Source organism: Nitrospira sp. (genome assembly GCA_016873435.1).
GTDB lineage: Bacteria > Nitrospirota > Nitrospiria > Nitrospirales > Nitrospiraceae > VGXF01.
This window is the reverse complement of the sequence record VGXF01000007.1, coordinates 86,598-100,447: the sequence shown is the minus strand read 5'-3', so window position 1 is coordinate 100,447 and position 13,850 is coordinate 86,598. Positions and strand designations below refer to the sequence as shown.

Annotated in this window: 10 protein-coding genes; 1 reads left to right on the top strand and 9 read right to left on the bottom strand. The window is 60.3% G+C overall.

Annotated features, from left to right (window positions below):
* The first annotated feature begins 134 nt into the window (after positions 1-134).
* Entirely contained in the window at positions 135-1,214 is a 1,080-nt protein-coding gene (locus FJ248_06015; protein ID MBM4120440.1) for a WD40 repeat domain-containing protein, read from the top strand.
* Positions 1,215-1,324: 110 nt separating this feature from the next.
* On the opposite strand, the gene FJ248_06010 is transcribed toward FJ248_06015, so the two are convergent.
* From FJ248_06010 to FJ248_05970, 9 genes are all read right to left on the bottom strand, one after another.
* Positions 1,325-2,791: a sigma-54-dependent Fis family transcriptional regulator gene (locus tag FJ248_06010; protein MBM4120439.1), complete on the bottom strand. Its 1,467-nt coding sequence runs from the start codon at positions 2,789-2,791 to the stop codon at positions 1,325-1,327.
* Entirely contained in the window at positions 2,788-5,106 is a 2,319-nt protein-coding gene (locus tag FJ248_06005) for a PAS domain S-box protein (GenBank protein ID MBM4120438.1), read from the bottom strand. The genes FJ248_06010 and FJ248_06005 overlap by 4 nt, the downstream gene beginning before the upstream one ends.
* Positions 5,107-5,370: 264 nt before the next feature.
* On the bottom strand, positions 5,371-6,288 hold the full coding sequence (gene secF / locus FJ248_06000; GenBank protein ID MBM4120437.1) for a protein translocase subunit SecF: 918 nt from the start codon (positions 6,286-6,288) through the stop codon (positions 5,371-5,373).
* Between the two features lie 22 nt (positions 6,289-6,310).
* A complete protein-coding gene (gene secD / locus FJ248_05995; GenBank protein ID MBM4120436.1) occupies positions 6,311-7,954 on the bottom strand; it encodes a protein translocase subunit SecD in 1,644 nt (547 codons plus the stop codon).
* Entirely contained in the window at positions 7,951-8,286 is a 336-nt protein-coding gene (yajC, locus tag FJ248_05990) for a preprotein translocase subunit YajC (GenBank protein MBM4120435.1), read from the bottom strand. The genes secD and yajC overlap by 4 nt, the downstream gene beginning before the upstream one ends.
* Before the next feature lie 2 nt (positions 8,287-8,288).
* Positions 8,289-9,476 carry a tRNA guanosine(34) transglycosylase Tgt gene (tgt, locus tag FJ248_05985; protein ID MBM4120434.1) on the bottom strand — a complete coding sequence of 396 codons (1,188 nt, stop codon included), beginning with the start codon at positions 9,474-9,476 and terminating at the stop codon, positions 8,289-8,291.
* Positions 9,477-9,478: 2 nt separating this feature from the next.
* On the bottom strand, positions 9,479-11,227 hold the full coding sequence (locus FJ248_05980) for an arginine--tRNA ligase (GenBank protein ID MBM4120433.1): 1,749 nt from the start codon (positions 11,225-11,227) through the stop codon (positions 9,479-9,481).
* Positions 11,228-11,336: 109 nt separating this feature from the next.
* Complete coding sequence (locus FJ248_05975) at positions 11,337-11,960, bottom strand: molybdenum cofactor guanylyltransferase (GenBank protein MBM4120432.1); 624 nt, start codon at positions 11,958-11,960, stop codon at positions 11,337-11,339.
* Between the two features lie 79 nt (positions 11,961-12,039).
* On the bottom strand, positions 12,040-13,824 hold the full coding sequence (locus FJ248_05970) for a c-type cytochrome (GenBank protein MBM4120431.1): 1,785 nt from the start codon (positions 13,822-13,824) through the stop codon (positions 12,040-12,042).
* Positions 13,825-13,850: the final 26 nt, after the last annotated feature.

Sequence of the window (13,850 nt, the reverse complement as noted above, 5' to 3'; positions counted from 1 at the left end):
TGGCCTATAGAGTTGACTTAGTTTCGCAGCTTCTTTTAAGATCCCGATGAAAAAATTATAAACCTCGGTTGCGGTCATTTGCAAATCGCGCGCACCGCCGACACGCAGACCCGTAGAAGTACCTGTACCAAACCATGAACACGCCACCGCCCGCATCGCCACATCCCGGCGCAGCCGCGCCGGCCCAGTCGGTGAACCTATTAGAACATTGGAGAACCGACGCGCGGGAGAGCAAGACCTTCCGCGGCCACTCGCACGGCATCTGGACGGTCGCCTACGCGCCCGACGGCAAAACCCTGGCCAGTGGTGGAGTCGATAGACTCCTGCGCATCTGGGACATCGAAACTGGCCGGCTCCTCCGCTCCCTGCGCGGACACACGCACGACATTCGCGCCGCCCTCTACACGCCGGACGGCCAGATGCTCGCCACCGGCAGCGAGGACCGGACCATCCGTCTCTGGAATCCCAACACCGGTGAGCCGCTCAAGCTCCTCTTCACCCGCTACGACCACAACGTCTGCAGCCTGTCACTCTCACCCGACGGCCTCATGCTCGCGCGCGGCAGCCATAATAAAGACATTAAAATCTGGGAAGTCACCACCGGCACAGAGCTCATGACCCTACTCGGCAAAGACACCTACGACCACCACTGGTCTGCCTGCGTGGCCTTCTCACCGGACGGCATCCACCTTGCCAGCGGCAACGACATCGGCAAGATTCGACTCTGGGAAGTGCTGCCCAGCGGCGAGGAAAAAATCATCCACAACGGCCACTGGCAGGACGCGGACGAAGACACCACCGACACGCGCGGCTACTTCGTTGAGGACGACGGCGGTTTCCAAAAGCCGATGGACTACTGGATCGGCGCCATGGCCTACACGCCGGACGGCAGCATGCTCTTCACCGGCAGCCGCGACACCACCATCAAGTGCTTCGCCGTGCCGCAGCTCACCGAAACCCGCACGCTCCGCGGCCACACCGGCTGGGTGCGCGCCTTCGCCATGTCGCCGGACGGGACCGTGCTCGTCAGTGCCAGCGATGATAAAACGATCAAGTTCTGGGACGTCGCCACGGGGAAAAACTTCCGCACCATCAAGGGCCACACCGACGCCGTGCGCGGACTAGCTTTCTCACCAGATGGCAAGCGCCTCGCCAGCGCCTCGTGGGACCGAACCGTCAAGCTTTGGGAAGGCGGAACGCCACCCCAGGACTAGCGCTCCTGCCTTCCTCGCCCGATAGCCTAGGAAAAGTAGTCAACGCTGGACGACAAAACCGTTTCGGGAGGCGCGGTGGAGTGACAGGGCCTGCCACCCCACCGGCCTTCCTATTCTTCCCCCTCTTCGGTCTCGCCCCCGCCCCGATTCGACGGGATGCCGTAGCGCTTGCACTTTTCCCAGACAGCTTTTCGGGATAACCCCAAAATCTTCGCGGCAATCGTCCGACTGCCTTCGGTGCGCTCGAGCACGGAGAGGATGTAGTCCTTTTCGAATTGCTCGCGCGCAGCGGCGAGCGAGTCCATGGGCGCGTTGCCAGCAGCCGGGGTCACGCGCCGCTTGCCCGTGAGGCCTTCGCTGCAGAACCCGCAGCCATCCTGCGGCTGGCCGCCCGTGTAGGGGCAGGACGGAAAGCCGCAGAGATCCCAAGCCTGCACGTGGTCGTGGGGCTTACTCAGGGCCACGGCCCGTTCGACCATGTTTTCCAGCTCGCGCACGTTGCCAGGGAAGGAATAGCGCCACAGGAGCTCCCGACTGCCCTGCGAAAATCCCTTAGTCTCCTTGTTGATGCGGGCGGCTCGGCTGTCCAGCACATGCTCGGCGATCATGAGCACGTCCTCGCGCCGCGCCCGTAGTGGCGGCAACTGGATGTGCACCACGTTGAGCCGGTAAAACAGATCCTCACGGAACCGCCCCGCCTGGACTTCCTTTTTGAGATCTTTTTGCGTGGCGCAGACCAGCCGGACGTCCGACTCGATCGTCTCGTTACCGCCGACACGCTCAAACTGCTTTTCTTGCAGCACCCGCAGGAGCTTGACTTGCACAGCCGGTGAGATTTCGCCGATTTCGTCCAGAAATAACGTGCCCTTGTGCGCCAGCTCGAACCGCCCGCGCCGCTGCTTGAGCGCACCGGTGAAGGCCCCCTTCTCGTGCCCGAACAGCTCGGCCTCGAGCAGGGTCTCGGGTAGCGCGGCGCAACTGACCTTGATGAGCGCCTGATCGCGGCGCGGGCTGCTGCGGTGAAGGGCGTTGGCGACCAGCTCCTTGCCGGTGCCGCTTTCCCCGGCAATGAGCACCGTAGAATCCGTGAGGGCCACGAGCTTGACCTTGTCCAGGACCACCTTCATACGGTCGTTCTTACCGAGAATGCCTTCGAAATTGAACTTGCCTTCCAGTTGCTCTCGCAACTGAACATTTTCCTCACTCAACGCCAACACCTTGCCAATGCGCTCGATGAGCAGGAGCAGCTCATCCATCGAAAAGGGCTTAGTGATGTAATCGTAGGCACCGGCTTTCATCGCGCCCACGGCCGTCTCGACCGAGCCATGCGCAGTGATCATGATGACTTCCGTCCTCGGCGAGCGCTGTTTGGCTGCCTGCAGCACCGAAAGACCGTCGATACCGGGCAGGCGCAGGTCAGTCACGACAATATCGAACTTGCCCAGTTCAAGTAGTTTCAGCCCTTCCGAGCCAGTGGCCGCCGACTTCACCTCGCAACCTATGGCGTGCAGCGCGTCCTCCATAGAGAGGCGCATCAGCGGTTCATCATCCACGATCAAAATCACCGGCGCTTTCATGAGGCCCCCCCGACTGTGGCCCGCTCATGGGACATCGGCAGACAGACCGTGAACACCGAGCCCTTTCCCGCCTCACTGTCCACCAGAATCCGCCCACCATGCCGCTCAACAATGCCGAGGCTGACCGAGAGACCCAGCCCCGTTCCCTCGCCCGTGCCCTTCGTCGTAAAGAACGGGTCAAAAATGTGGGGCAGCACGTGGGCGGGGATACCGCAGCCGGTATCCTCGACGACCACTTCGCATGTGTCGCCCTGCGCGCGCGTACGAATCATGATCGTCCCGCCGGCCTTGAGTGCATGCACCGCATTGAGGAGCAGATTCATCAGCACCTGCTCGATCATGTGGCGGTCCACCATGAGCGGCGGCAGATCCCGCTGGAACTGCTTGTCGAGGTGGATCTTCTTTTCCGTCAGCGCGTGCTCGGTCAGGACCAGCACCCGGTCTACGACTTCGTTGAGGTGGGTGAGCGAAAACTCCGGAGCGTGCTGCTGCGAAAAATCTAGCAACTGCCGGACAATCTTCTGCACGCGGCGGAGCCCGTCCTCGATGGAGACCAGATATTGCTGCCGCCGCGCCTCTGAGAGGGTGCCCTTCTGGAAATTGTAGAGGCAGTTGAGAATGCCGCCGAGCGGGTTGTTAATCTCGTGCGCGACGCCGGCCGCCAGCTTGCCGACCGAGGCCAGCTTCTCGGAGCTGCGGATTTGCTGTTCAAGCTTTTTCGTCTCGGTGATGTCACGCGCAATGCCTAGCACGCCGTCGATGCCCCCCTGCGCGTCATACAGGGGCGACACGCTGACCGTAACCGTGCGCGTGGTGCCGTTCTTAGCAAGCACCTCCACCTCGTAGACCTGCTTGGCGCCGATGTCCAGCGTGCTCTTGAGCCGCTTGCCGCGGTGCCGCTTGGTCAGCAGCGAGAGATAGGGTCGTCCGATCAGATCCTCTTTGCGATAACCCCAGCCCGACACCCTGTTGTTGACGTAGGTGAAGCACTGTTCCGTGTCGAGCGTGTAGATGACGTCGTTAGCGTTTTCAAGGAGGTTTTCGAGATAGCGCTTGGTCGCGTCGATCTCCTTCGACCGCTGCTCGATCTGATCGAACGACTGTTTTAAATTGCCAGCCATGCCGTTGAAGGCCGCGGCCAGTTGCTCCAACTCGTCGCCGGTTTTGAGAGATAGCTGATGAGCGAGGTTGCCGCTGCCGATACGCGCCACGCCTTCGTGCAGTACAGCGATTGGTCTGGCGATGCGGCGCGCCACCCAGGCGCCCGTCGTCACTAACACGGCGAAGACCAGCGCGCCGTAGGCCAGCACTTTCACGAGCAATTGGTTGAGCACCGTATAGGTTTCTTCGGGATTCTGGCGCACGAAGGTCATCCAGTGCTTCCCGCCCAGACTGTCCGGCGCCAGCCGGTTGCCCAGCCGCACCGGCGCATAGCCGACGAGGGAATCGCGCCCGCCGTGCGAGTCGTTTCCGGCGATGGCCCATCCAGCCTGCATCGGCTGCAATAGGCTGGCCAGAGCCGGCGTGATGGAATGTTCTTCCAGCGCCAGGATGGGACAGAGTAGCGGCACGCCGTCCGAGTTCATCAGCATGGCATGGCCGGTTTCGCCGATGGTCACCTCCGAGATGATCCGAAACAGCGCCTCCCGCTTTAGCAGCACGCCGATCACGCCGATCGCGCTGCGTTGGTCGTCGTCCAGAATGGGTACGGAGACCGTGAGCACGTGCGTGCCGTAGGACGGTTCGAAGGCCGGCTCGCTGACAAACACCATGCCCTTACCTCCGGTGAACGCTGCCTGCCACCAGAGGCTCTTGCCGTGAAAATATTCGGCCTGAGGAATCGAGCTAATGACCAGCGCCCCTTGAGCATCGGTCACAAGAATGCCGACGTAGTCGGCCTTCCGGATGTCATGCCAGCGGATGAGATAGTTGGTGACGATCCGGTTGATGAAGAGTGGGAATTCGCTGCTCGTCCTGCGCTGCCGCCATTGCTTTTGAAAATCCTGGATGATGGATTCAATACGGCTCGCGTCCTTGCCAACGTAGCTCTTGTTGGCCTCCCTCACGGCCGTGCGGAGGAACGGTGTCGTCGCAAGCTGCTCGGCCTCGTTGATGCTGCGGGTGACCTGCATTTCGACACGGCTGGCCGCCTCAACCGCCCGTTCGCGGAAACTGGTACCGATTGTTTCGTGCAGCGCCCGGCGGTCGGTCAGGTACGTCAAGATGAGCGAAAACGTGAGGGGAAGCAGACCGACCAGCACGATGGCCGCGATGATCTTACGATGGAGGCTATGGGACTGGCCCCAGAGTTTCATTCAGGTAACGGGCAATTAATTTTCTAAGTACGCATTTTTGCTTGCCTTTCTCTTAATGTCAAGCAAAGGTAACATTGCTGCATAAGATCAATGACTTAACGTTTTCCGCTTCTGCCAACGGAACTATCAGTATCACCAGGACTTTCTGCTGGATCTGAAGGCAGTTCGACCACCGCTGGACGGGATACGCCGTAGGCGATCCTCCACCAAGGTGCTCATGCGAATCGTAGGCGGGAAGCGCTGTGAGGTCAACCCGAAGGCCGTTCAGCCCCGCTTGAGGAGCTTCCCAGCCCCGCCCGGCCAGATCACGAGGATCGGGCTCGCGACAAAAATTGAGGAATAGGTCCCCACGATCACGCCCAACAACAACGCCAGCGAGAAATCGTGGAGCACTTCGCCGCCCGCGAGCGTCAGCGGGATCAGCACAAGCACGACGGTGAGGCTGGTGACGATCGTGCGGCTCAACACCTGATTGATGCCGTTGTTGATGACCGTCTCCAGATGGTCCCGGCGGCGGACGCGCAGGTTTTCGCGGATGCGGTCGAAGACGACGACGGTATCCGTCAGCGAATAGCCGGCCAGCGTCAGGAGCGCAGTCACGACCAGCAGCGTAACTTCCTTGTCCAGGACGTAGAAAATGCCCAGCACGGCCAGCACGTCGTGGAAGGTCGAGATGGCCGCCGCCACACCAAAGCGAAACTCGAACCGGGCAGCGATGTAGAGGATGATGCCGGCGAAGGAGATGAGGATGGCGATGAGCGCGTCCTCCTGCAGTTTACGCCCGATCGTCGGTCCGATTTCGGTAGAAGCCTCGATCTTGAACTTATTGTCTGGGAATTCTTTCGAGAAGGCCACCACAACCCGGTCGGCCACCTTTTCCTCGATGGTCGTCGTTGTTTTCACGCGCACCAGCAGCTTGCTCTCCGAGACAAATTCCTGAATTTCCGCACCGGCCAGATTGTTCCGGTCCAAGGCCGCCCGCGCGGCGTCGATCCGGACGGGCTGCTCGAACTTCAGCTGCACCGCCGTGCCGCCGGCGAAGTCGATGCCGAGATTGGCCACCCCCCGAGCGATCTGCACGAGGGCGATGCTCCCCAGCAAAATCAGCACGCCCGAAAAGGCGAACGCAAGAGTGCGCTTCCCCATGAAGTCAATGTTCGTTTTTCCGAGAATTTCAAACATGCCTACCCCCACTGCAGACCCGTTAAATGCTCAAGTGTTCGGCCTGGCGACGCCGGCTCATCACATCGAAGATCACTTTGGTGCCCACCAGCGCCGTAAACAGGTTGATGGCAATGCCCAGACACAGGGTCACGGCGAAGCCCTTGATCGGGCCGGTTCCGAACAGAAACAGCGCCAGGCCAGTGATCAACGTCGTCACGTGCGAGTCGATGATCGTGAGCAGCGCCTTGTCATAGCCTCCGTCGACGGCCAGCCGGACTGGCTTGCCGGATCGCAATTCCTCACGGATGCGCTCGAAGATCAACACGTTGGAGTCCACGCCCATGCCGATCGTAAGAATGATGCCCGCAATGCCCGGCAGGGTGAGCGTGGCATTGAGCGCCGCCAGTGCGCCGATCAAACAGGTCAAGTTCAGCAGCAGCGCGAAGTCTGCGATCGCGCCGGCCAGTCGGTAGTAGACCGCCATAAAGAGAACGACGAGTGCCCCCGCGAAAAGTGTGGACTGGATGCCCTTTTCAATGGAGTCCCGGCCCAACGACGGACCGACCGTGAGATCCTGGATGATCTTGAGCGGCGCCGGCAGCGCACCCGCGCGCAAGACGATGGCCAAATCGTTCGCCTCCTGCGTGTTGAACGTGCCGGTGATCTGCGCCCGCCCGCCAGCGATGCGCTCCTGAATCACCGGCGCCGAGTAAATCGTGCTGTCGAGCACGATCGCCATGCGCTTTTTGACATGATCCTCTGTGATGCGCTCGAACTCGCGGGCACCCTTAGCATCGAAGCTCACGGCCACATAGGGTTCGTTGAACTGGCCGATGGCCACGCGGGCATCACTGAGCACGTCGCCCGTCAGCATGACGCGCTTTTTTACAACATAGGGAATTCTAAACTCTCGGCGGCTGTCCTTCTCGATCCCCTTTTCGAACAGGATCTCGTCCCCTTCCGGCAATTTGGCCCTGAACTGCTTGAGGATCTCCTCCTCTTGGCCCTTCGGCACCCGCTGCGGCAGCTCAGAGGCCAGCGGGCTGGCCTCGTCCAGCATCTTGAATTCCAGCAGCGCCGTTTCTTTAATCAAGTCCTTGGCCCGCTTGGGCTCCTTGATGCCGGGCAACTGGACGACGATCTGCCGGAGGCCCTGGCGCTGAATCAGCGGCTCAGCCACGCCGAACTGGTCGATGCGGTTGCGGATCGTCTCGAGCGCCTGGTTGATAGCGGAATCCTTGATACGCTTGATCTCGCTCTCGGACAGTTCGTAGACCAGCGTGTTGGCCGCCCCCGCCCCCACGTTCTCCCCGAAGGCCGGGAAATCGTCCATCGCCTTCTTGATCTGATCCTTCAGGTCGTCCTTCTGAAATCCCAGCGTCACCTGGGCAGCCGCCGTGCGCTTCACGGACTCGACGGGGATTTTCTTGTCGACCAGCAAATCCTGGATGGCGTTGACAGACCGGTCCACCGCGATTTCGACGGCCCGGTCCTCCTCGACCTCCAGCACGAGGTGGATGCCGCCCTGCAGATCCAGACCAAGCGAGATGCCCTTATTGGGGAACAGCTTCTTGAGCCAAGGCGGAAGGCTCTGAAACACAGCCGGATAGGACGGCAGGAACAAGACTGCCGACGTGACGACCAGCAAGGCCAGCAATGTGAAACGTCCGCCAACTTTTTTCATGACTGCTGTTGCTCCTCTTCGTCGCTTCTCAACCGGGTAATATACTCCCGCTGAATCTTAATCTTGGTATTGTCGGCGATCTGGAGCGTCACCGTGTCCTTGCCCAGATTGGTCACGGTACCCCAGATGCCCGACGAGGTCACGATCTTGTCGCCCTTTTTCAGCGCGTCCATCATGATCTTCTGCTGTTTCTGCTTTTTCTGCTGCGGCAGAATGAGCAAAAAATAAAACAGCGCAAAAATCAGCACAAAGGGGACGAATGAGATCAGTGCGCTGGGCGTACCGCCCCCGCCGCCGCCAACCCCCTGCGCCCAGGCCACCGATTCGAACAGACTCATGGCCGCCCCTCCTCGGCCAGATTAGACGCCAGTATCCGATGGGCCTGTTCATCCATGCTATCTGTCTGCATGTGTGCCACCTCCTGTTGCCGATAGTAGCGAGTCCGGAACTCCGCTAAGGTCCCGGAAGCGATCGCCTGCCGGATCTGTGCCAGCAGGTCCGCGTAGAAATAAAGATTGTGCATCGTATTCAGGCGCACACCCAGCATTTCGTTGGTGCGGAATAGATGATGCAGATAGGCGCGGGAGTACTTCGCGCAGACCGGGCAGGCGCAGGCAGAATCCACCGGCCCCTTGTCCTTAGCATATTTGGCGTTCTTGATCATGACGCGTCCGAAGGAGGTAAACAGCCACCCCGTGCGCCCGTGACGCGAGGGGACCACGCAATCGAACATATCAATCCCGCGCGCCACGCCCTCCACCAGATCGTCGGGTAGACCGACGCCCATCAAATACCTGGGTTTATCGGCCGGCAGGTGGGGCACCGTGGCCGCTAGCGTCACATTGCGCGCCTCGGCCTCTTCGCCGACTGAGAGGCCCCCGACGGCATAGCCGTCGAATCCCATCGCCACGAGATCGTTCGCTGACTGTTTCCGCAGATCCATATCCAGCCCGCCCTGAACGATGCCGAAAAGCGCCTGGTCGGTTCGCCGCTTTACGTCCAAACACCGCCGAGCCCAATGGCTGGTCCGACGCACCGCATCAGCCACCTGCTCACTCGACGTGGGCAGCGCCACGCATTCGTCGAAAGCCATGATGATGTCGGCTCCGAGTGCTTCCTGAATTTCGATGGCCCGCTCGGGCGTGATGTGGTGCAAGGAGCCGTCGAGATGCGATTGGAACGTCACGCCTGCATCCGTTACCTTCCTCAACTTCGACAAGCTGAACACCTGAAAGCCACCGCTGTCAGTGAGGATCGCGCCGTTCCATCCAGTGAAGGCATGGAGGCCGCCCAGCCCCGCCACCGTCTCGTGACCGGGGCGGAGGAACAGGTGATAGGCGTTGTTCAGCATGAGGCCGTAGCCCATGGCCTGCAGCTCGTGCGGCTCAATGCCCTTGACCGGGCCAAGCGAGCCCACCGGCATGAAGGCAGGCGTGGCGATCGTGCCATGCGCAGTCGTGAGCCGGCCCAGACGGGCGGTGCCGTTCAAATCGGTTTTCTGGACGGAAAACCCGAATCCCATCTTCACATCCGCTCCGGAGCCGACACGCCTAGCAGACCGAGTCCATTGCGCACCACCTGTGCCACCTGCCCCATCAAGGCCAGCCGCGCGCCGGTGAGCGCGGGCGTGAGCGGCTCGCGATGCTTGACAGAGGACACGGTGACGTCCTTGACGAACTGTTGCGAGTCGCTCTCTTCCTTATCAGCCGCGGGAGGAAGAATCCGGTGCTTGAAGTAAAACGTGTGGAGCAGCTGGGCCAGCTCCTGAAGATAGAACACAACCCGGTGCGGCTCCAGTGCCGCCGCAGCCCCCTGCACGACCGACGGATAGGCGGACAGTTTGCGGATCAGCATGAATTCGTCCGGATCAACGAGCGCCGTGAGGTCTGCCTCGGCAACGGACGGCACGGGGATGTCGCGCTCCGCCGCCACCCGGAACAGACTGGCCACGCGCGCGTGTGCATACTGCACGTAGTAGACGGGATTGTCCGCCGACTGCTGCTTGGCTAGCTCCAAATCGAAATCCAGATGGCGGTCGGATGACCGCATCAGGAAAAAGAACCGACAGACATCCGGACCGACCTCATCCATCACTTCCCTGAGCGTGACGAATTCGCCCGCCCGCTTGGACATCTCGACCTTCTTGCCGCCACGCAAAAGATTGACCATCTGCACGAGCACGACTTTCAATTTCTCCTTGGGATAGCCGAAGGCCTGCACAACCGCTTCCATGCGGGGAATGTAGCCGTGATGGTCGGCGCCCCAAATGTCGATGATCCGATCGTAGCCACGGCGTAATTTATCTCTGTGATACGCCATGTCGGAGGCAAGATAGGTGTACTCGCCGTCCTGCTTCTTAACGACGCGATCCTTCTCATCACCATAAGCGGAGGACTTGAACCAGACGGCGCCGTCCTGATCGAACACGAGTCCGCGCTGGCGCAGCTCGTCGAGGCTGGTCTGGACGGAACCCGCCTTGAGCAGCGAAGCTTCACTGAACCAGGTATCGAATCCGATGCGGAAGATGCGCAGGTCGCCACGGATGACCTCCATCATCTCCTTGTAGGCGATGTCCTGACAGATCTGTACGGCCTGGTCGGGAAGTAAATCGAGCGTGCCGGCCGGCACCTTGTCTGCGATTTGCTCGACGTAGGCTCCCTGATAGCCGTCCTGAGGAAGCGCAACCGTGCAGCCGTGCTTTTGCTGATAGCGCGCATGGACGGACTGGCCCAGGAGCTTCATCTGACGGCCAGCGTCATTGATGTAATACTCGCGCGACACGCTGTAGCCGGACGCGGCGAGCAGGTTTGCGATGGCATGTCCAACCGCTGCACCGCGCCCGTGGCCGATATGCATCGGCCCGGTCGGATTGGCGCTGACGTATTCGACGTTGACGCGATGCCCCTGACCAATAGTGCTATGGCCATAGGCGTTGCCTTCTGATGCGATCTGTGCGAGCACCTTGAACCAGAGCTCGCGCCGCACGGTCATGTTGAGAAAGCCAGGTGGCGCGATCTCGACCCGATCGAAGATCTGGTGAGCCTGATCCAGATTGTCGAGAATCGCCTGCGCGACGTCCTTGGGCGGACGGTGCTCGATAGACGCGAGACTCATGGCCATGGTGGTTGCGAGATCACCCCATTCCGGGCGCTTGGGAAGGTCCAGTACGATGGGAGGCCCGTCAGTTGTGGCCAACTGCCCCTTCTGCCTGGCTTGCTCAATCGCCTGCCGCAGTGCCTCCGTGACCTGTTCACGGACGATATCCTGAGGCACCCTGTACTCCTAACTTGGCTTGTTTCAAGAAGAAAACGACGGGAGCGAATCTAACATAACTTATCCGACAGAACAAGGTAACGGCTGACGAATGATGTGACCGACTGCGTTACCAGGCCCCTCCACTGGCGAGCAGCTTGCGAGCGAATTCCAAATCAGGCGCTGTGTTGATATTGAAGAATGAGAGTAATTGCGGATCGACCGTCTTCAGAGCTGATTCCTCAACCAGCCGGACGCGCAGACCCTCCACGCGCGTCAACTCCTGCACTTTCAGCTGCTGCGCCTGGGCCATACGCTCAAGATGCGGCAGGCAGGCCTTGGAGTACACCGCGTGCATTGGCTGAAGACCGATTGCCAGCCTGGCCATGGCAACATCGGCCTGCGCATCCAACGTGGCCATGCGCGTAATTGCGTCTCGGTTCAGGAACGGCATGTCACAACCAACTGCAAAAATACGGGACGCCTTGGCATGATGGAGCCCGGTATAGAGCCCCCCTAGGGTGGCGCAGTTGGGGATGAGGTCCGTGACAACACGGGCCCCCTGCAGAGGCAGCCCTGGATCGGGTTCGGCCAGGACGACCAGGACTTCTTCAAACAGGTCCTGCAGGACATTCAGGGCTCTCTCAAATAGGGTCTGCCCGCCGAGTTCGACTCGGCGCTTGTCCTGCCCCATTCGCTTGCTCCTGCCTCCGGCAATGAGAATACCGGTGATGCCCTGCAGTCTCTGTCCCATCGCACCCTCGTGAAAAATAAAGAGGGGGTGGGTTTAACCCCACCCCCTCTTGCGTTCACCCGCTTGTGGCGGGAAGGGCTTAAACCTTCCCCTTTTTGCGGTTTGCCCGCCGAGTCAGAATCCACCCTTCCAGAGTCACGATACCCACCGCGATCAGGGTCGGGTAGATGTACGTCTCCTTCGGGATCGGTGGCTGCAGCACGAGATAGTAGAACGCCGACACGGCCATCTTGCGGCCCGCGTCACCATTGTGGCCATCCCACGCGAAGAACACGGTCGGGATGTAGCGTCCCACTTCGAACTTCACATCCTCGTCGTAGTCAGCCTTCAGCGGGCGACGGACGAGCAGGGTCCACCGGCCATCCTTCCACTCCGCCTTGGCTTTCAGCTTCTCGGTGTAGTCCTCTCGATCCTCAAAGTCCTTGTCCCAGCCGGTACCGGTAAAGGCGCGGATCGAGCCGTCCGCTTCCCATTTCACGAGATCCACGGGGTATTTCTCGTCCCCCCACAGATAACGCGGCTTCTCCGGAGGCGGCAGCTCCTGCCACTTCACCGGGAACTGAAACGCGAACGCGTCGTTATACACCTTGTACTTATTCTGGTTATCCGCCATGGACCCAGCCTCACCCGTCTTCGGCGCCTGCTCCTTCACGCCATGCGCCTCGACGTTGACCTCGTTCGGGGCCCAAGGAAGCTTGCCCTCGGCCTTGCTGTTGGTCCGGTCATCCCACTGGAACAGGAACGCAATCTGCTTTTCCTTCTCACTGTACATCGACTTCACCCAGACATCGTCGAGACGATTGACGAAATTCCGGGGCTTGTGAGTGATCTGCCCACCAAACAACACGATCCGGCGCTCGCGCTTCTGCCAGAGTTCGTGGTCTGGATCGTCCGGGATTTCCCCATCCACTGCGCCAGACAAAATCACGAATTTCACTTTGGGCTTGTCCGTCAGTGGATCGATCGGCATCGGCTCACCCTTCGCGTCACGCTCACAGAGCGAGTTGACGTAGTTGGCGATGTGCCAGCGCTCCTCCACCGTGGTGTTATCTGCAAACGACGGCATCGGCGTACCGTTCACACCCGTCGAGAACGTACGGAAGATGTTCTTAACGTTGTACGGTTCCTGCCGGCTACCGCGGAAGTTCCAGCACTTGTGCCAGTCGGCCGGCTGGATTGCAAAGCCCCAATCGTCTTTTAGGTTGAAGGCGTTGCCGTCGCCGCGCCCATCTAAACCATGGCACTCGACGCACTTTTTATCGGTAACCAGCTGCTTGCCCTTTTCGATGCTCTCCGGGCTGTACTTGACCTGCGCCTTCAGCACCTCATCCCAGTTCAGTACCGTCTGGGTTTCCGTTGCCTTGTCGTCGAAATGCCGATCCTTCACTAATTGGGTTGTCACGAAGGACAGCACTTGCTGGCGCTGCTCCTGCGTTAGGATGCCCTCCCAGGAGGGCATTGCCGAGCCGGGCAGGCCGTGCGTCAGCGTCTCGAACAGGTCGTTTTGGCCCTTGACGGGCTTCTTCGCGTCGAACAACGGCAACTCACCACTAGCCGTGTGGCGAATCTTGAACGTGCCCTGGTTGAAGTTGCGTGGCCGCGGCCAGAGACGGTCGGCGGCAGGCCCATTGCCTGCCCCATCGACACCGTGACACCACACGCACTTGGTGAAATAGACGCGCTTGCCGGCTTCGATCATTTCTGCCGAAGGTAGTGGCGCCAGTTCACCTTTCTTGAAGCCCTGGGGCAGTCCACCATTCTCCTGGGCAAAGGTCGTGAGGTCGGCGCTTCCCGACATCATCGTGATCCCCGCAACAGCGGTCAGGACCAGGAGTGCTTTTTTTGAAAAACGTACTTGGTTCATGGCATTCCCTTTCACTGATAGCTGCG

What these genes read in the sequence shown, in the direction of transcription:
- FJ248_05970 (MBM4120431.1), bottom strand. Translation starts at nt 13,824, where the DNA reads ATGAACCAAGTACGTTTTTCAAAAAAAGCACTCCTGGTCCTGACCGCT.
- FJ248_06010 (MBM4120439.1), bottom strand. Translation starts at nt 2,791, where the DNA reads ATGAAAGCGCCGGTGATTTTGATCGTGGATGATGAACCGCTGATGCGC.
- tgt (MBM4120434.1), bottom strand. Translation starts at nt 9,476, where the DNA reads ATGGGATTCGGGTTTTCCGTCCAGAAAACCGATTTGAACGGCACCGCC.
- secF (MBM4120437.1), bottom strand. Translation starts at nt 6,288, where the DNA reads ATGTTTGAAATTCTCGGAAAAACGAACATTGACTTCATGGGGAAGCGC.
- secD (MBM4120436.1), bottom strand. Translation starts at nt 7,954, where the DNA reads ATGAAAAAAGTTGGCGGACGTTTCACATTGCTGGCCTTGCTGGTCGTC.
- FJ248_06005 (MBM4120438.1), bottom strand. Translation starts at nt 5,106, where the DNA reads ATGAAACTCTGGGGCCAGTCCCATAGCCTCCATCGTAAGATCATCGCG.
- FJ248_06015 (MBM4120440.1), top strand. Translation starts at nt 135, where the DNA reads ATGAACACGCCACCGCCCGCATCGCCACATCCCGGCGCAGCCGCGCCG.
- FJ248_05975 (MBM4120432.1), bottom strand. Translation starts at nt 11,960, where the DNA reads ATGGGACAGAGACTGCAGGGCATCACCGGTATTCTCATTGCCGGAGGC.